The 17,399-nt window shown below is 71.4% G+C and carries 23 protein-coding genes; 13 read left to right on the top strand and 10 right to left on the bottom strand.

Annotated elements, in window-relative coordinates:
• Positions 1–9: 9 nt before the first annotated feature.
• A complete protein-coding gene (locus ACFYT9_RS11550; RefSeq protein ID WP_375887943.1) occupies positions 10–1,080 on the bottom strand; it encodes a LysR family transcriptional regulator in 1,071 nt (356 codons plus the stop codon).
• A 207-nt stretch (positions 1,081–1,287) separates the two neighbouring features.
• On the opposite strand from ACFYT9_RS11550, the gene ACFYT9_RS11555 reads away from it, so the two are divergent.
• From ACFYT9_RS11555 to ACFYT9_RS11570, 4 genes are read left to right on the top strand one after another with little or no spacing between them, the layout of a single operon-like run.
• Positions 1,288–1,845, top strand: coding sequence for a hypothetical protein (locus ACFYT9_RS11555; RefSeq protein ID WP_389162405.1), 558 nt, complete (start codon positions 1,288–1,290; stop codon positions 1,843–1,845).
• Positions 1,846–1,850: 5 nt separating this feature from the next.
• Entirely contained in the window at positions 1,851–2,471 is a 621-nt protein-coding gene (locus ACFYT9_RS11560) for a hypothetical protein (protein WP_389162407.1), read from the top strand.
• A gap of 21 nt (positions 2,472–2,492) precedes the next feature.
• Positions 2,493–3,437 carry a hypothetical protein gene (locus ACFYT9_RS11565; protein ID WP_389162409.1) on the top strand — a complete coding sequence of 315 codons (945 nt, stop codon included), beginning with the start codon at positions 2,493–2,495 and terminating at the stop codon, positions 3,435–3,437.
• A complete protein-coding gene (locus ACFYT9_RS11570) occupies positions 3,434–4,594 on the top strand; it encodes a cysteine desulfurase family protein (RefSeq protein ID WP_389162410.1) in 1,161 nt (386 codons plus the stop codon). The genes ACFYT9_RS11565 and ACFYT9_RS11570 overlap by 4 nt, the downstream gene beginning before the upstream one ends.
• 104 nt (positions 4,595–4,698) lie before the next feature.
• Here the strand turns inward: ACFYT9_RS11570 and ACFYT9_RS11575 are convergent, their stop codons facing one another.
• The 9 genes from ACFYT9_RS11575 to ACFYT9_RS11615 form a co-directional block, all read right to left on the bottom strand.
• Positions 4,699–5,433: a hypothetical protein gene (locus tag ACFYT9_RS11575; RefSeq protein ID WP_389162412.1), complete on the bottom strand. Its 735-nt coding sequence runs from the start codon at positions 5,431–5,433 to the stop codon at positions 4,699–4,701.
• A 127-nt stretch (positions 5,434–5,560) separates the two neighbouring features.
• Positions 5,561–6,193, bottom strand: a complete 633-nt coding sequence (locus ACFYT9_RS11580; RefSeq protein WP_389162414.1) for a hypothetical protein — start codon at positions 6,191–6,193, stop codon at positions 5,561–5,563.
• A gap of 90 nt (positions 6,194–6,283) precedes the next feature.
• On the bottom strand, positions 6,284–6,781 hold the full coding sequence (locus tag ACFYT9_RS11585) for a hypothetical protein (protein ID WP_389162417.1): 498 nt from the start codon (positions 6,779–6,781) through the stop codon (positions 6,284–6,286).
• A 65-nt stretch (positions 6,782–6,846) separates the two neighbouring features.
• Positions 6,847–7,266, bottom strand: coding sequence for a hypothetical protein (locus tag ACFYT9_RS11590; protein WP_389162420.1), 420 nt, complete (start codon positions 7,264–7,266; stop codon positions 6,847–6,849).
• A gap of 135 nt (positions 7,267–7,401) precedes the next feature.
• Entirely contained in the window at positions 7,402–9,129 is a 1,728-nt protein-coding gene (locus ACFYT9_RS11595) for a hypothetical protein (RefSeq protein WP_389162422.1), read from the bottom strand.
• A 98-nt stretch (positions 9,130–9,227) separates the two neighbouring features.
• A complete protein-coding gene (locus ACFYT9_RS11600) occupies positions 9,228–9,740 on the bottom strand; it encodes a hypothetical protein (protein WP_375887916.1) in 513 nt (170 codons plus the stop codon).
• 68 nt (positions 9,741–9,808) lie between these two features.
• Positions 9,809–10,228, bottom strand: coding sequence for a hypothetical protein (locus tag ACFYT9_RS11605; protein ID WP_389162425.1), 420 nt, complete (start codon positions 10,226–10,228; stop codon positions 9,809–9,811).
• Between the two features lie 115 nt (positions 10,229–10,343).
• On the bottom strand, positions 10,344–10,577 hold the full coding sequence (locus ACFYT9_RS11610) for a hypothetical protein (RefSeq protein ID WP_389162428.1): 234 nt from the start codon (positions 10,575–10,577) through the stop codon (positions 10,344–10,346).
• A gap of 122 nt (positions 10,578–10,699) precedes the next feature.
• Positions 10,700–10,951: a hypothetical protein gene (locus ACFYT9_RS11615; protein WP_389162430.1), complete on the bottom strand. Its 252-nt coding sequence runs from the start codon at positions 10,949–10,951 to the stop codon at positions 10,700–10,702.
• A 267-nt stretch (positions 10,952–11,218) separates the two neighbouring features.
• Here ACFYT9_RS11615 and ACFYT9_RS11620 point away from each other — a divergent pair, with 267 nt between their 5' ends.
• The 9 genes from ACFYT9_RS11620 to ACFYT9_RS11660 all read left to right on the top strand — a co-directional run bounded on the left by ACFYT9_RS11620 (position 11,219) and on the right by ACFYT9_RS11660 (position 17,166).
• On the top strand, positions 11,219–11,698 hold the full coding sequence (locus tag ACFYT9_RS11620) for a hypothetical protein (protein WP_389162433.1): 480 nt from the start codon (positions 11,219–11,221) through the stop codon (positions 11,696–11,698).
• 67 nt (positions 11,699–11,765) lie between these two features.
• Positions 11,766–12,374 (top strand): hypothetical protein, encoded by a 609-nt coding sequence (locus ACFYT9_RS11625; RefSeq protein ID WP_389162435.1) that lies wholly within the window; start codon positions 11,766–11,768, stop codon positions 12,372–12,374.
• 49 nt (positions 12,375–12,423) lie between these two features.
• Complete coding sequence (locus ACFYT9_RS11630; protein ID WP_389162438.1) at positions 12,424–13,056, top strand: hypothetical protein; 633 nt, start codon at positions 12,424–12,426, stop codon at positions 13,054–13,056.
• A 424-nt stretch (positions 13,057–13,480) separates the two neighbouring features.
• Positions 13,481–13,849 carry a hypothetical protein gene (locus ACFYT9_RS11635; protein WP_389162441.1) on the top strand — a complete coding sequence of 123 codons (369 nt, stop codon included), beginning with the start codon at positions 13,481–13,483 and terminating at the stop codon, positions 13,847–13,849.
• 60 nt (positions 13,850–13,909) lie between these two features.
• Positions 13,910–14,122 carry a hypothetical protein gene (locus ACFYT9_RS11640; RefSeq protein WP_389162442.1) on the top strand — a complete coding sequence of 71 codons (213 nt, stop codon included), beginning with the start codon at positions 13,910–13,912 and terminating at the stop codon, positions 14,120–14,122.
• Between the two features lie 57 nt (positions 14,123–14,179).
• A complete protein-coding gene (locus ACFYT9_RS11645) occupies positions 14,180–14,857 on the top strand; it encodes a hypothetical protein (RefSeq protein ID WP_389162444.1) in 678 nt (225 codons plus the stop codon).
• Between the two features lie 86 nt (positions 14,858–14,943).
• The gene (locus ACFYT9_RS11650) at positions 14,944–15,606 is read left to right on the top strand and encodes a hypothetical protein (RefSeq protein WP_389162446.1); all 663 of its coding nucleotides are present in this window, start codon (positions 14,944–14,946) and stop codon (positions 15,604–15,606) included.
• A 97-nt stretch (positions 15,607–15,703) separates the two neighbouring features.
• Positions 15,704–16,168 carry a hypothetical protein gene (locus ACFYT9_RS11655; RefSeq protein WP_389162449.1) on the top strand — a complete coding sequence of 155 codons (465 nt, stop codon included), beginning with the start codon at positions 15,704–15,706 and terminating at the stop codon, positions 16,166–16,168.
• A 152-nt stretch (positions 16,169–16,320) separates the two neighbouring features.
• Positions 16,321–17,166, top strand: a complete 846-nt coding sequence (locus tag ACFYT9_RS11660) for a hypothetical protein (protein WP_389162451.1) — start codon at positions 16,321–16,323, stop codon at positions 17,164–17,166.
• Positions 17,167–17,399: the final 233 nt, after the last annotated feature.

Genomic DNA, 17,399 nt, shown 5'->3' on the forward strand with positions numbered 1-17,399 from the left:
CCTTCGGGGTCACAGGGGCAGGGGGCGTCCGGAGGCTGCTTCCTCGCGGAAGGCTTCCCACAGGATGTTCAGCGGGTGGGAGGAGTCGTAGGTCTCGCGCTCGCCCTTGCGGGCGAAGACGCCGGAGACGAGTTCGAGCATAGGGTCGAAGTCATCGGCGAAGTCGACGAGCCGGAACCCCTCCCCGGTGGGCAGTCGTCCGTCCACCGCGGCTTCGCCGATCGAGCGGGCGCAGAGCATGCAGCCGTAGGTCATGCGGGAGCGCAGCAGGGCGAGGCCGTAGTAAATGTCGTCGATCTCGGCGGCGATCTGGAGCTGTGCTCGGAAGTCGGGGCCGTACCAGCGCTCGACGAAGTCGGTGATCACTCCCCGGGAGGGGATGACCAGGGGCAGCGTCTTCAGGCGTTCGACTCCGACGGGCTTGGCGCCCAGCTCGCGCACGGGGAGGTTGGTGAGCAGGGCCAGGCCCTCGCGGTGCCATTCGAGGAAGTCGTACTCGGGAGCGATGCGGCCGACGGCGACCTCGGCGGCGAGCCCTCCGCACAGGAGGTCCACCTGGTTGGAGTCCAGGCGCCTCCAGAAGTCCCGGGTCCGCACGTGCACGACCTTGAGCTCGACCTCCCGCTCCTGCAACTCCGGGGCCACCCGCTCCCACACTCTGCCCAGGAAGCCGAGGGTGAACTCGGTCGTGCCCACCGTCAGGGTGGAGCCGAGCCGGCGGCGGGAGTCGGCCACGCCCTGGAGCCAGTCGGCGAAGGTGGCGCGGGCACGCTCGACGACCTCCAGACCGGTGGGGGTGAACAGGAAGTCCATGCCGCGGCCCTGCTTGACCACCAGCATCTCGCCGGTGAGCGCCTGGTAGTTGCGGTTGATGATGTCGAGCTGCTTCTGCACGCTCGACTGCTCTCGCCCGAGGACCCGCGCGGCGGCAAGCGCGGTCCCGGCCTGGTGGACGACGATCAGCGTCCTCATCTGGTCCCAGGTCAGGTCCAGAAGATGCGGGGAGCAGGACAGCAGATCAGCCCAGAATGCTTCGGGTCCCTGCACCTTCAAGGGCCCCAGCGGTAACGAAGACGTCATGGCGCTCCTCCCTGAGGATTCCTCAACTAGCTTGCACTGTCCGAGCGTTCAGCAAAACTGAACTTCTCCACATTTCACCCCGAGAAAACCTTTCAATGTCCAATCGGACATATGGATATCGCGGACTATCCACGGGAACATCTCAGCAGTCACCTTCGAACGGAAGGCGATGAACTCCACCGCGATCCACGTCTCAGGGGGTGCGTCATGCTTTCAGCCACGTCAATCTCCTCCGCGATCGAGCAGGGGACGATGGACTGGGACGGTCAACTGCGCGGCAACGGGCTGCTGTTGTCACTCGGCGCACCGCTTCAGCCCCTCATCGACCGGGGCCGGCAGGTGATCGACCTCGCCGACCAGTCCAGCATCGACAGCCTCTACGGCGAGCCGGTCACCGAATGGGAGACCTACGAGCTGGCGCCGGGCGGGGTCCTGCTGGGCGCGGTCGCCGAGCCGCTGCGACTCGGCGGCGCGCTGATGGGCATGATCGGCGGGCTGAGCCACCTGGCTCGCGTCGGTCTCGCCGTCCACGTCACCAGCCCGTTCGTCATGCCGGGCTGGAACGGCCACCTGACGCTCGAACTCCTCAACACCGGCCCCGCCGCCCTGCGCCTGCACCACGGCATGCCGGTGGCCCGCCTGGTCGTCTTCGCCCTCGAAGGCGTCCAGGACGACGAGACCACGCCCCACACGTTCTACGGCCGTGCGGCCGACCTGAAGAGCCGATACGCCGACGAGTTCACCGTCGGCCCGTCCCGGAGGTAACCCTCATGGACTGCCAGTTCTGCACCGAGTTCACCGCGCGCGAGAGCAAGACCCGGATCATGACCGAAACCTCCAACGGGTGGGTGCTGCTGCCCACCATCGGCGCCCTGACGCCGGGCTACAGCCTGTTCATGCCGCTGGAGCACCTGGACGCCGCGGCCGACATCGCGTCCGCCGACCTGGAGCGGGTCGCCGAGGAGACGGAGCAGATGCGCACGCTGATCCAGGCCCGCTACGGGCCGGTGATCCTGGCCGAGCACGGCCCGCGCGACTGCGAGCTGGGCGCCTCGTGCTGCTCCCACTGCCACCTGCACCTCATCCCCGTCCCCGACCCCGACGGGATCACGGCCGCGTACGAGAAGACCGGAGGCCCCGGCCTGCGGCTGGCGTCCATGGCGGAGCTGCCGGCCGCCGGGGACAGCTCCTACCTCTACCTCTCCCCCAGGCCCGGCGAGCACTACTACTGGCCGTCGACCGGGTTCGCCCGCCAGTTCGTCCGCCGGGTCTGCGCCGACCAGCTCGGCATGGCCGAGTTCTACGACTGGCGCGACCACCCCTTCACCGAGAACCGCGATCTCACGTACGCCGCGCTGACCGCCGACCTGCGCGGCTCCCACGCCGCCTGACCCAGCGAAGGGAACAGCCCGATGGCGACCTCCCTGCCCCGCCCGTTACACGCGCTCCACTCCAGCGAACTCACGACCGCGGCCAAGGACCGGCGCTGGCCGAAGTGGCAGACGATGGCGCTGCTGCACTCGCTGGGGCTGCCCGTCCTCAACGCCTGCGCCATCGAGCCCGGCCACGGCGCGGCCGAGGTCCGCACCGCCGCCCGCGTGCTCGCCGCCGCCGTCGGCACGCAGACGCTCATGATCCGTTCCGACGGCGGCGTCGAGAAGAAGCAGTACTACCGGGGCGGCAACACCTTCCCCGTCGAGGAGATCCCCTCCCGCGCGGCGGCGCTGCTCGCCGACGGCCGGGCCGTCATCCTCGCCGAGCCCACGAACCGCTTCACCAACCGCCTCACCGTCCTCGTCCGCATGGACCGGCCCGGCCGGGGACAGCGCGGGTCGCTCACCCTGGAGGCCCTCGGGCCGGGCTACGACGTCGCCGACCTGACCCGAGGACAGATCCCGCCGCAGGTCACGGCGCACCTCGACGACGTCGACTTCGACCGCTTCCAGGCACCCCGGTGGAACGAGTGGAAGATCACCGGGGACCTGTGCCCCGGCGGCGAGGACGCCCGCCGGCAGCGACGCCTTCAGCGCCTGGCCACCCAGACCCTCACCGACGGCGGACACCTGCACGGCGACGTCGGCGCCGCACACGCGGAAGCCTGGCTGCGCGAACAGGGCTTCCTGCACCTGTTCGGCCCGCAGCCCACCCGCGAGCTGCTGGCCCGGCGGACGCAGCGGCTGTTCGAGGACGCCTTCTTCCTGGCCCGGTCCCAGCCGAACCAGAACTGGCGCTGCCTGGCCACCGCCTTCTCCGTGTTCGACGAGCCCCGCACCATCTACTGGGACCTGGTCGACGGGGAGCGCAAGTACGCCGCGACGGCTCCGGCCGCCGCCCGACGCGAGGAACGGGCCGCATGACCGAACCGATCTACCTCGACCACCAGGCCACCACTCCGCTGGACGAACGCGTCCTGGAGCAGATGCTGCCGTACCTCACCCGCGAGTACGGCAACCCCTCCAGCTCCCACGCCCGGGGGCGCGCCGCCTCCCAGGCCGTGCGGGACGCCCGTCGGCGCGTCGCCGACCTCGTCGGAGCGAAGAGCGACGTGGAGATCGTCTTCACCTCCGGGGCCACCGAGGCGAACCACCTCGCGATCATGGGTGCCGCCCTCGAAGCTCGGCCGCACGGCGGGCACGTCGTCACCACCGCCATCGAGCACAAGGCCGTCCTGGCGGCCTGCCAGCGGCTCGTCGACCACCACGGCTACACGATGACCCGCGTCGGCGTCGACGAGCACGGGCGTGCCCACCCCGCCGACATCGCCGCGGCTCTCACCCCGCGCACGGTGGTGGTCTCAGTGATGCACGCGAACAACGAGATCGGGACCCTCCAGCGGCTCGCGGCCATCGCGGAGATCACCCGCCCGCGCGGCATCGTCCTGCACACGGACGCCGCGCAGAGCGCCGGGTGGGGGCTGCTCGACGTCTCCGAGCTCGGCGTCGACCTCGCCTCGGTGTCCGCGCACAAACTCCACGGCCCCATGGGCATCGGCGCCCTCTACCTGCGGGGCGGCACACGCATCGTCGCGCAACAGACGGGCGGCGGGCAGGAACGCGGGCTGCGCGCCGGCACGCCCAACGTCCCCGCCATCGTCGGCTTCGGCGCCGCCGCTCACCTCGTCACCAGCGACGCCGTCCCGTCCCCGACTCGCGTCCGGGCCCTGCGCGACCGGCTCCAAAACCTCCTCCTGGACTCGGTGCCCGGCGCCACCGTCAACGGTCACCGGCACCGGCGGCTGCCCGGGAACCTCAGCCTCACCCTGCCCGGGATCGAGGCCGCCGACCTCCTCGACCGGCTTCCGGGCATCGCAGCGTCCACCGGCTCGGCCTGCAACACCGGCAGCGGCGAGCCCTCCCATGTCCTGACCGCGATCGGCCTCACCCGCGCCCAGGCCCGAGCGACCCTCCGCTTCAGCATCGGGCACACCACCACCGAGGCCGACATCGAGCAGGCCGCCAACCTCATCACGGATGCCGTCGGCGCCATGCTCCCGGCCTCGGTGCGCGCGGCCTGACCCACGAGCCCGACTCGAACGAACAAGTCCCCCGAGACCAAGGGCGGTCTCGGGGGACTTCGTGGCGTGACGGGCATGTCGCGGAGCTGCCAGCGGCCGGAGGTCTACGGGTGGCCGGAGCGCCCGACCCGGCGGAAGGGCGCCCTCTGTATGCGGGCCAGGCGGGCGCGGGCGGACCTGACCGGACCGGACGCCGGGGCCGGCCGGGGAAGAACACGGACTCGACGAGGAAGGGGGCGCAGCTCGGTCACCGGCACCTCTCGCTCTGGCCGATTCCAGTGCTCCTTAGGCAGCCATACGCGTACCTTCCCGTCCAGCATGGGCCAGCTGTGGACTTGAACATGAACATCCGGCTGCCCGGGGCGTCTCCAGATGGCCCAGGACCACAGGGGAAAGCGTGCGGTGAGCGCCGGGGCCGCGAGCGGCATACCCACCACCTTCCGGCCGCGCGGGGTGATATAGGGGACGGCACCGGTGATCCACCTGTCGGTGGGGTCCGCCGGCCGCCCGCGCGGGTCGAGGAAGACGATCAGGCCGTCACGGGTCAACCCGCGTCCTTCCGCGTAGCTGAGCCCCGTCACGATCCCCTTCTCGGGGTCGGCGCGCCGGAGCTTACGGAAGCGGTCGACGTTCAGCAGAGCGCTCGCTCCCGCTTCGGTGAGCCACCGCAGCCCGGTCCTCGTGTCGGTGCGTGCCCACGTCTCGGGAATCGAGTCGAGGACTCTCCCAGGGGTGTTGGTGGGCAGATGGCCGCCGATGTCGATGGCGGCGAGCATGGCGCGGCGCCTGGCCGGGGGCATCTTCACGATGCAGTAGGACAGCTTGCTCTCGGACAGCACGAGCAGTTCCTTCGTTTCGGGTCGGTGGCCGGTTGCTCTCCGGCTGGGTCGGGGCGCGGCTCATGGCCACGCCCCGGGTGGGTTCAACAGGTGGGGGCAGGTGGAGTGGGCGGCGACGGCGGGGCGATCAGGCGGGGTGGTTCACAACGCTCGCGATGATGTTCGCGACGGCGGCCGAGTCTGCGGTGCAGTCGACGGGGGTTTCGCCGTCGCCGCTGCTGAACAGCGGGTTGCCGACGGGCTCGCCGTTCTGGTCGTGGAGGAAGAGGGTCCAGCCGGTGTGCGCGGCGGGGACGTGCTCGACCGACGGGTTGCGGTCGCCCACCGTCAGGTGCAGCCCGTTGCGGACGTCGGCGGCGGGGGTGGCCGGGCCGACGGGGATGGCGTAGCTCATGCCGACGTCGTCGCTGTGGGCGGTGATGCCTCGCTCGGCGAGCGCCGCGAGCAGCACGCCTCCGGCAGTCGGGCGAGGCTCGGCGAACCATTCGGCGACGGCACGGGCGCACTGGTGGATGTCGCCGCGCGGCGCGTCGAAGACGATCCCGGTCTCGGCGTAGTCCGGGAGCCCGTCCGGCTCGTACGCCACCGCGACGTAGCCCGGCTTGCCCGAGTTGTATCGGGTGACCGTGACCTGCTCGGAGTGGATGGCTTCGTCTTCCGTGGTGCCGGGGCGGTGCGCGATCAGGAGGTCTTCGCCCTCCTCGATGAACCAAGGGACGCCGGCGGCGGTGAGGGCTTCGGCCACGAGGGTGTTGAACATGGGAGTTCCTTCGTTGGGGGTCGGTCCGGCGGTTGCTCTCCGCCGGGGCCGCGCCGCCGGGAGATGGGCGGCGCGGCGGATACGACAGGGTCAGGCGGCGCGGTGTGCCTGCGGGAAGCCGGTGACGATGCGGCGGCCCAGTTCGGTCACGTGGGGGGCGTACAGCGGGCCGCGTACGCCGTCGTCGCCGTCAGTGGGGTACACGATGCCGTTGGCGTCGCGGTACTCGACCAGGCCGTCTCGGTGCAGCGTCCGTGCCGTCGGCCAGGCGGTGCCCTCCGGCAGTCGCCCGTCCGGTCCGGCTTCGCGGAGCGCGGTGCGCCCGGCCTCGGTGAGGAGCGCGGCGCGCCCGCGCGAGTTGATCGAGAGGAACGTCGGGCCCTCGTACCCGTGGAGCCGTGCGTTCCAGGCGGCGCGGCCGGTGTTGGTCACCTCGTTCACCCAGCGGGCGAGGTAGATGGCGTCGAGGACGCGGGTGCTGGTGTATTCGGGGACGCGTCCCTTGGGGTCGGCGAGTGCGGCGAGCAGTGCGCGACGCTGGGCAGGGGTCGGGGTGGCGTGCGCCTTGCGAGCGAGGGTGGTGGTCACGGTGGATCCTTGCCGGTGAGGCGGGCGCAGGGACGTATGTGCCCCTGCGCCCTGGTGGGAGGGCGTCAGAGGACGTCGGTGGCGTCGTAGAACGCGGCGAGGCTGCTCGTGGACCTCTCCGGGCCGACGGGGAGGGAGGGGTTGGCGAACTCGGCGAGGACCTGTCGCTCGTACTCGGCGTCGCAGACGATGCGGGCGGTGTGGTCGACCGTGCGGAAGCCGACCGTGGACCACTTCTCGACGGCGAACCGCTGGGACTCGGCGACGGGGTCGCGGTAGTCGAGGAGGCGGATGATCAGGACGGGGCCGGTCACGTCGTTGATGACGGACTCGCGCAGCGTGCGGCCACCCAGGATCTCGAACGAGTAGACATCGGCGTGCTCGGGCTGGATGCCGATGGGGCCGGAGTCGGCGAGGACCGCACGGAGCGGGCCGCATATGGCGGTCAGTTCCTCGACGGTGGGCATATACAAGGCGACGGACACAGGAGTCCCTTTCGCTTCGGGTCGGTATTGGCGGCTGCTCTCCACCAACAAGGAAAATAGTACAGCAGGCGTCACCGCTGGTCTAGTAATCCCAGATCAATAAGCCTCATGCGCCCCATGGCGCCGCACGCTGTATCAGTTGGTCATCTGGTTGTGCAGGTGAGGGCCGATGTACCCGACGACGAGTCGGCCGGCAGCCGCGCCCTCTGTGCTCTTCGCCCCGTCCAGGAAGTACAGCCGGGGTGCGACCGTGCCGCGTGCGCCCAGCTTGAGGTGGGCCTGCATCTCGACCCGGCGTCCGTCCGGGCCGGGGAAAAGGCGCTCGTGCCCGTACTTCTCCATCGTGGGCGGGCTTTCCGCCATCGCGACGTGCCGGACAGGGTAGGGACGGGCCCCGGGCGGTGGGGTCAGGCAGAACTGGTAGAAGTTCCCGGTGAAACCGTCGGTGGCCGCCGCCGTGTAGGAGTCGAGGGCGCCCAGGGCCGTCCACGCCTTCGCCGCCCAGGTCCGCGCCTGGGGGTGAACGTCAAGCCCCAGGGCGGTGCGCCGGTCTGCGGTGACGAGCAGGCGATCCCACTCCTCCAGTCGCTGCCACAGCTCCTCGAACGAGCCAGGAACGCCGGGGAGCCCCGCTCCGGCCTGCTCCGCCTCGTCATGGCGGTCCTGGCGCAGGAGCATCACCCGGAGCCGGTCCGTCTCCGCTCGGGCCTGCGACAGTGCGTCCAGGGTGGCGAGGTGGTCCTCGACCTCGGCGTCTCGCTCAGCGGCGACGGCAGCCAGCTCACTGCGGGCGGACAGGTGAGCTCGCTCGGTCAGGCCCTTGGCGCGGCCGAGCTCCGTCAGCTCCTCGTCGGCCTGACCCAGCAGCCCGTTCAGCAGGGTCACTTCCGCGCGGAGCTTCGTGAGCTGATCCTCGGGCTCGCCGGAGGGGGCGCTCGCGACCTGGCGGGCCTTGTCCAGGGTCTCCTGGCGCTCCTGGCGGTGCTGTTCGGCGACCCGGTTCGGGAACTCGACGGCCGCGAGCTGCTGCGGCATCGGCTGCTCCCGCGCGATGGAGAGGATGTTGGTGGTGATGCTGCGCCATGCCCGGTCTTCTGGGTTGGTCCAGCGGGGCGCTCCCAGGACACGGTGCCGGGCCCCGTCGGCTGCCCACGCAGGGTCGACGAGTGGTAGGTAGACGCGGACGGCACCAGCGTTGACGCGGTGGTCGTAGCCGACGGCCTCGCGGAAGGCGTCGATGGCGGGAAGGTCCCACAGCAGGTAGGCCGAGGCGTCCCCGGAGACGGCGTGCACGGTGCCGGCCACGCGCTCCACCCACAGCGGATGCCTCTGGGTGGGTCGGGCGGCGACGATCAGGGGCTTGTGCCGGTCGGGGGTGCGGAGCATGGTCACCAGGGCGGGAACCTGTTCCGCGGTGACGCGCAGGGCCTCGGGGGTGAGCCGGGAGGGACCGTCGTACGCCTCCAGCTCGGTGACGAGCTCTCGGACGATCTTCGGCTTCGCGGTGCGCGGGGGGCGCTTGCTGCTGGGGAAGCATTCCAGGTCGACGCCGACCGTCCCCGGGCCGGTGGTGGATCGCACGGCGGTGATGGTGGTGCGCCAGGTGGCCGAGGGCTGGTATTCGCGGAGCTGCATTCGCGTGGCGTACTCGGCGCCGGTGTCGTCGTAGGCGGCTTCGGTCAGCAGGACCGTGCTGGGGGCGATGGTGTGCTGCCCGGTTCCGGCGGGAACAGCGCTCGAACCGAACTTGCCCTTCAGCCACTGGGCGGAGACCCAGCGGACGGTGTCGAGCATGGTGGTGGCGTCGGGGACGGTGAGGGTCGAGCGGTGGGCCAGGGTACGGGCGGAGCTGTCGGTGTTCACGGATACCTCTTCGGGGTCGGGATGGAGGGGAGGTCCGGGCCCGCGCAGCGGTCGGCCGGCGCGGGGCCCGTCGTCCCCCGGAGGTCTGCGGAGGGGAGTCAGCCCCAGGGCGTCACAGCTGGACGCTTGATGCCGCGCGCGTGCCCGTACCAGCGCAGGAGGACGGCTGTCGGCTGTCGAGCGAGCCAGTCACGTCGTTCGGTGGTGGTGGCGGGCTCCCATTCGATGGCGGGCCCCGTGGGGTCGACGTGGGGCTGGAAGCCGGTCTCCAGGAGGACGTCGATGACGGTGGTGCGCTCCCGTACGGGCAGGGACAGGTCCGGCCAGTCGCTGCGCCCGACGCGGGTGTCGATGTGACGGACCAGCCAGTCGCGTTCGGAGATGTACGGGCCGACCTCTCCGGCAGCGGCTTGTACGGCGGACCGGCGGTCGACGGCCTGGACTTCGGTGGCCTTGAGCCCGCGGGCGAACATGTCCTGCCAGGCGGCGGCGTACGGTCCGAGCGATCCGTCCGGCTGGAGTTCGGCGCGTGCGGGGACGACGTGCAGCACTTCTCCGCGCTGGTGGAGGACGGTGAAGGTACGGAGGGGCTTGACGAGGTTGATGGGCATGGCGGACTGCCTTCTGCTGCTGGTGGGGTGGGTCGGCGCCCGCCTTCGTGGCGGGCGCCGGTGAGCGGCTAGGAGCCGAAGTGGCTGCGTCCGTCGCGGTTCACGTGGATGCCAGCCACGGAGAGGCTCCGGGCGACCTCGCGGTCCTTCCAGAAGCCGGTGGAGCAGTCCCAGCCGGAGATGCCGACGACGAAGCCGTAGAAGTAGCCGACCCCGTACCGGTCGAACTGGCGGACACCCGGCTCGTCGGGGTGGGAGTCGACGAGGGCCTTGAAGATGGCGCGGACGGCCCGCGTCTCGTACGAGTCGGCGGCGAAGCGGCGGGATTCGTGATGGCCGTATCCGTAGTCCCGTACCTCTTCGCAGGAGGCGGCGGCGAGCCGGGCGGCAACGGCGTCGGGCACTACCGCAACGGGACGGTCCCAGCAGTCGAGCGCAACGGTTACCTGCTCGGCGGTCAGTACCGGGGTGGTGATGGCCGTGGTCATCAGGGGTCCTCACATGGGGGTGGAACGCGAGATTTCGCGAGTTTTGCGAGACCTCTACGCGCGCGCACGCGTAGAGGTGCTGGTTGGTCACGGGGCGCGGTGGCCCTGATGGGGCCTAGAAGTTGCGGAGGTCGTGGATGGTCTCCCAGCCCTCGGCGAGGTACGGCGTGGGGTTGGGCACGAGGGTTCGGACGCGCAGCTCCACGGCTCCTTCGGCGTTCCAGGCCCATTCGAAGTAGAACGGGCGGCCGTTGATGTACCGCGTGTGGTCGGCCTGCCCACCGCCCTGGCCGTTGGCGTAGTGGTGGGGGTAGAGGCGGGGGCTGATGGTGAAGGTCGGGGTGGGCATGGGGGTGCTCCTCTGCGAGGGGAGGGTCATGGGGTGCGGGGCGCCGGCATCGGGTGTTGGGCGCGCGGGATGGGGCCCGCCCCGCCGTGCGGGGCGGGGCGTGGCCGGGAAGCGCGGGAAGGTCAGGCTTCGGCGCGTTCGATGGCCTCGTTGATCGCCACGAGGCTGGCGTGGGCTTCGACGCCCTTACTGAAGGCTTCGTAGCGGTCGATCGCGGTCACCTCGTACACGTCGAGGCACAGGCCGAAGTGCGCCTCCAGGTACATCGCGTCGCGCTCGTCGTCGTCCTGGGGGGTGAGGGCGACGCCGAAGGGTGCTCCATCGACGAGGAAGACGGTGAAGGCGTAGGGGGTCTTGTCGAGGCTGACGGACATGGTGGTGCCTTTCGCTCTGGGTCGGTGCCCGGCTGCTCTCCGGGCGTTGTCGGCGACCACTTCCCGCCGACACAAAAAGAGTACAGCAGACGTCACGCGATGCGCAACATCACGACCATTTACTAAGCATTCAAGTCCAACAACACTCTCCAGCTCACTACCAAGCGACGCCTGCTGTACTTTTTCCTCATCGCTGTGTAGCGTTCGGAGCGCACCACCGGCCTGGAGAGCAACCGGGCCCCCGACCCCCCTCTGGAGACAACTCCCATGCGTTCATCGCGCCTTCGTCCCTACCTGCCGCGCCCCGCGGCGCTCCTCGTCGCCGTTGCGGCGGGCACGGTTCTCGCGCTCGCCTCGGCTTCGCCTCTCACCGAGGGCACCTCGCCCGCCGGGCGGGCGGGCCACCCGGTGGAAGTCGTCGCCGTTCCGCTGTCCGCCGAGCGCGGAGACGACAACCGGGACGGCCGGATCGACGAGGACGAGAGCGGCTGGGACTGCCGGACGATGGGCAACCGCATCTGCGGCCCGCGCACGGTTCCTGCCGAGTGCAAGGGCGTCGGCTCTGCGATGGATCTGTGCGTAACGGTGGCCAGCCGCCCGCCGTACGGATGGACGAACGCCGACGGCTCCCGCACCGACAACCCGGACGGCCGCACGCTGATCGCCGACCTCGACGAGACGCCGGGCAGCCCGGAGTTCGAGAGCGCCTTGGTCGCGCTCGACGCCGAGTGGCGCCAGCAGCACTGACCACCGTCACCCCGGGGGCGCAGCCGCGCCGCTGCGCCCCCGCCCACCCTGCCGGGAAGGACCCGCGATGCCCACGTACTTCGACCTCGACCCGACGACGCGCCCCGTCCTCCTGTCCGCGCGCCCGGCCGGCACTCACCCGTACGACTTCGACCCCGCCGCCGTGCGCATCGTGCGCGCCGACCGGGTCCGGCGCGGGGACGTTGTGCTCGGGGAGGTCTACGGCCACGACCCGGGCCACTCCGCCGGAGTCAGCTACCTGCCGTACGGCTGCGTCCCGTACGCCGCCCGGCCGCGCCCCCTCGACCCGGCGTGCCCGTGCGAGATGTGCGCCGCCGTCCGCTCGGACCCGTTCACGTACCTCACCGATCCGGTCGCGCTCACGGTCTGGCCGCGCGACGGCCTGGACCCGGTCTGCCAGCTCAACAACGCTGACGAACTTCTCGTGATCGTGCCCGCGTGGGCGAGGAACGGGGCGTTTCCGACGCCCGTGCGGCGCTACTGCCGGGAGCGCGTCGAGCGGGCCGCCAACGACGCATTCGACCGCCTGTCGGCTTACTTCGACTTCGGCCAGCCGGACGACCGGCAGCTGTTCACGGGGGCGGTGCTCGCCTTCCTGGACGACCCGGACAGCCCTTTCCCGTACCGGAGCCACGAGCCCGACGACGAGTCGTGACCGGCCATCTCCCCACCCGCCAGACAGGATTGGAACCCCCATGCGCTTGATGACGCTCGCCGACGGCACCGTGTCCCTTCACGTCGACGACCGGCCGACGGATGACGACGAGTTCGACTCGCCGCTGCCCTACGGGCTCACGCTCGACGACGCGGTCGCCGTTCGGGCCCGGGAGGTGGAAGCCGGGGACCTTGTCGTCGCGTTCACCGACGAGCAGTTCGGGGCGCGCCGCGTCGACCACTGCCCTCAGCCGTTCCCGGCCGCGCCCACCTCGCCTCCCGGGTGCGCTGGCAGGGCGTGTGAGGAGTGCGCCAAGTTGGAAGCGTGGACCCTGGCCGATCACGCTCGTGTTGCGGATCTCGCGTGGCGGTACGTGTGCCTGTCCCCGGCAGAGGCGGGCGAACCGTGCGTGATCGAGCGGGCCAACCTGCCCGTGATCGTGGTGCGCGCCGAGCGGGTGGAGCGCGCCAAGGCCGCGAGCGGGCCGGTCCGGCGCCCGTTCAGCGTGACGTGGTCGGCGGACGTGGAGGCGGCCGACCCGGAGGAGGCGGCGCAGCTCGCCTACGAACAGGTTCGGGCGCAGGTGGAGGCCGCGACCGCGATGCGATGGGAGGTCTCGGAGTCGGAGGGCGAGGCTCGCACGGTGACCGCGCCCGTCGCCGCGACGGAGGTCGGGGCGTGAAGGGGCGGGACTGGCGGGAGATGACCCGGGCCGACTTCGACATGACTGCGCCGCTGCGCCTCCGACCTCCCGGGGGCGGTGGCCGCGTGCCGGCCGTGCCGGACTCGTACGGGACGGAGGCCCTGTTCGGTGACGAGGTGGGGGCGCCGCCCGCCCCGGGCAGGCGGGCGCGTGGGGCGGAGCCGCCGCAGGAAGACACATTGTTCACCCTGGATCTGTAGACACAGCAGCCGCCACCGACAGCCGTCCAGATCGGAGCCCAGCACAGGAACACGCAGGTAGATGACCCAAGTCGATCCGATCACCCTTCCCGGCTAGACACGTTGTGACGCCTGCTGTACTATTTTTTCTGTTGGTGGAGAGCAGCCGCCGACATCGCCCGGAGAGCAACCGGGCAACCGACCCGAAGCGAAAGAAGATCCCCATGGCTTCCGCCAACGCCCGCCGCGCCGCCGCCGTCCTCCGTCACCGCGCCCGAGACAACCGCGCCGCACATCAGGCCGCGCAGGCCGTCTCAACCGGCGTCGCCGCCGTCTCCGCCCACCTGATCGCGGGCGGTCTCGACCCGGCCACCGCTCACCGCTTCTCCGGCGCCGTCACCCGCAAGGCCAAGGCCCTCGGTCACACCCCGGCCGCCACCGGCACCAAGCGCAAGAAGCTCAAGGGCCGCGTCTCCAAGCTCGTCGAGTTCGCCCTGTGGACCCGGGCGCAGATCGCCGCCGTCCTCGCCGTCTACCGGCCGAAGGACAAGCAGGCCGCCGCCCTCTTCGCGCGCCTCGCTCTCGCCGCCTGACGGACACAAGCCCCGGCCGGGGCGCACCCTCACGCCCCGGCCCAACCCCTGGAGAGACCCGTGTCCGACACCGTCCGCACCCTGGCCGACCACGCACGCCCCGCCTGGGACCTCTTCCGCGAGGCGTTCCCCGCCGCTGAGATCACCGACCTCATCACCGACCTACTCCACCTCGCTGACATCGACTCCGACACCGACGGCACCGACGTACTCGACCGGGCCACGCGCGACTGGGAGGCGGAACGCTCCGATCCCTCCTCCGCCGCTGGCTGATCGTCCACCATCCCCGCTGGGGCGCCCAGCGCCCCGGCCCCTTCTCCGGAGCACACCGTGAACCTCTCCCTGCCTGCCCGTTCCGCCGTCGCGACCCGTGCCCGCGTCGCCGCCGCCGTCTGCCGTGATCGCTTCGCTCCGCCCGCGACGATGCGCGCGCTCCACTCGATCGCTGTCCACCTCGACGACGCCGCGTCAGCCTGTGGGGCCACCCCGTTCAACTTTCCGGCCGTCATGCGCCCGCTCGCCGAAGCTCAGAAGCTGATGGGGGCTCACCCTGACGCACGCCTGCCCCTCAGCGTCCTGCCGTACATCGTCGCCCCGTTCTCTCCGGCCGTCGCCCTGCCAATACCGGAGCCGCTGCTGCCCCTGATGGAGCGGCACGCAGCCGAGGAAGCCGCCCTTGTAGCGGACCTGGACCGGCTCCACGCCGACACGACCGCTGCCGCCGAGGACACCGAGACGTGGTTCACCGCCGTGCTCGGCGTCCTGGCGAAGTGGATGCGCCTGGCCGGTGAGGTCGACGTCGACAACCACCGCCCCGGCAACCGCCAGGCCGTAGTCGCCAAGCACGTCTCCTGCCCCAAGTGCTCCGGCCACGATGTCCGATTCAGCGTCCGTGAATGGGCGACCTGCTCGTGCGGCTACGGGGACCTGTGGGGCCAGTTCCTCGTCTGCTTCTGCTTCGGCTACGACTGCCCCGCCATCACCGCCCCTGCCGTCGCCGCAGTCTGACCACCCCCCGGGGGGCGCGCCGCCGGGCGCGCCCCTTCCCGGCCGGAGAGCAACCGGCCGCCGACCCACCCGAAAGGCACCACCCCATGACCACCGCCGTCGTCACCGCCTCCCAGCTCGCCGCCGACGCCCGCGTCACGCACCGCGCCTACGCCGCGTTCCTGCACCGCGATCCGTCCGAACTCATCGACCGTCTCGACGAGATGTGCGACTACGCCGCTCCCCGCAGCTCGGAACAGCCCTGGGGCGTCGCGCTCCAGCGCCTGACCCGCGCTCTGCGAGCCGTCAGCCCGGCCCCGGCCCGCCCGACCACGTCCGGCCGCGCGGAGCACCAAGCGGCGACCACGGCCGCCCTGAACGCCATCGTCGCGTTCGAGGAGGCCGACGCGGTGACCGTGACGCTCCCCCACGACGAGCACGGCCGCTACGTTCCCGCCCCTGGCACGGAGTACCCGTTCCATGTCTCGGACATCGGCCGCGCCGCCGTGCAGCTCCTCGGCTCCCACTGGCACGCCGAGTCCTTCTCCTTCGGCGTCGGCGCGCACCTGACGCGTACGGGCAGCGTGCGCGGCTTCGTGCTCGGCGTCGACGACGAGGGAGACCTGTTCTTGGAGGACGAGGACGACAGCAGCCGCCGCAGCCACTTCCTGTACGCCTCCGCCGCCGACGGGCTGCTCCCCCTCGCGCACCTCGTCGCCGACAGGATTCGCGAGATCCGCGAGATGCGCCTGTTGAGCGCCGCCGCCTGACCACCCTGGGGCGCGCCGCCGGGCGCGCCCCACACATCCCCGGGGCCGCACCGTTGCGGCTCCGGCCGGCTCACCCACGACCACACCGGAGAACCCTTTGAACGCCGCCCTCGACACCGCTTCCGTCCCGGCTGTACCCGAGCTGTTCACCCGCACCCAGGTCAGGGAAGCGATCAGCGCGGGCATCGACCTGACCACCGACGAGGCGAACCGATCCGACCGCGAGGACCGCTTCGTGTGGGCATCGGCCGCCGTGCTGGTTCTGCTCGACGAGCCCGACGCCACGTGGGCCGCCATCCGGGAGCACCGCAACGGCACCCCGGTCACCCGCGAGGACGACGACGTCGCGCAGTTCACCCGCGACCAGGTGGCCCGCGCTGTCGACGACAGCGTGCGGCTCGTTGCCGGGGCCAGCCCCCGTCGTCTGCCCGACGACATCGACGACTTGATCGTGAACGCGACGCTGACGCTCCTCGACAACCCCCGGGCCGACTTCGAGTCGATCGCCCGCGACAACTACGCCGTGAGCCCGCGCGAACTGCGCTCCTGGCTGCACGACTGACACCCCGATGGCCAGGCCGCACGGTGCCGCCCATCCCTCCCTCCCGCCCGGTGAACACCGGGCAGCCCACGGCGAGAGGCGACGTAAGCCGCCTCCCGCCGCTCCACTCCCCGGCGAGAGCAACGCCGGTCGACCCGAAGAGAAGGAACCCCATGAGCACCGTCATCGCCCCCGGGCACGCCGGACTGGCACTCGCCCACCGAATCGTCGAGCACCTGCCGCACCGAGACGGCCACGCCTGGACCGCCGCCGCCTACTCGGCGTGGTGGACCACCCGTCCGGCCGCGCGCCTCACGCAGACCGGCCGCACTGGGGCCGTGATCGTGGCCGTTCAGGCGTGGCGCACCGAGCTCGCCTTCCAGCTCGACGGGCGGGAGCCGTACCGCCCCGACGCGGTCACGGACCGGCTCGCCCCGCAGCCGATCGCGCGGGAGATCCTGCGCCTGGTGCTGCCGCGCCTCGACGACGCGACCGCTCTCGCCGAGGCACCCGCGCCCGCCGACGCCGCCCCTGTGCGCCTGGCCCACCTCGGACTGATCGGGGCTGCTCTGCGCGCCCACGGCGCCGAGCCGGCCGAGCGCCGGGGACCGCTGCCTCACTCCGACTCTCTGGTCTGGCGCAGCGGGAGCGGCATGGAGTACCGGGCGACGCTGGTCGGCGCGAACCCGGCCGTCGACCTCGCGCTCTCGGGCCCCGTCCGGGAGGTGGAGGCCGTGTTGCCGCTGTTCCTGGACGAGCCCGCCAAACTGCCGCGCCGCGTCCGGGGGGTGAAGACCGCCCTGGGCCGCAGGCTCGCCGCGCACCTGACGCAGTTCACGACGGTCGACCTCCTCGACGACGGTGGGCTGAGCGTCGGCACGGCGAGCGGCCCGTTCGGATACGTCGCTCCGCCCGCCGACCCGGGCGCGCCCGTCGGCGACAGCTCGCCGGTCGCCGCCGAGCTGCACGGGGTGGGCATCGACCACCTGATCAGCCTCGCGCCGCTCTTCGCCCGCTGACCCGCTCCGCCCCTTCCGCGCGCCCGGCCTATCCGCCGGGCGCGCTTCTCTGCCCTTGGCCCCACCGACTGAGGGACAGGGGCCACCCCGCCAGAACCGCGCGCACAGCGCCAGCACACGTCACGAGCAACGCGCTTACCTGCACATTCGACTTCACGGCGACGTCTGCTGTACTATTTTCTCTGTTGGCGGAGAGCAGCCGCCGACACCGCCCGGAGAGCAACCGGGCAACC

The organism is Streptomyces sp. NPDC004435, from assembly GCF_042873895.1.
Taxonomy (GTDB): domain Bacteria; phylum Actinomycetota; class Actinomycetes; order Streptomycetales; family Streptomycetaceae; genus Streptomyces.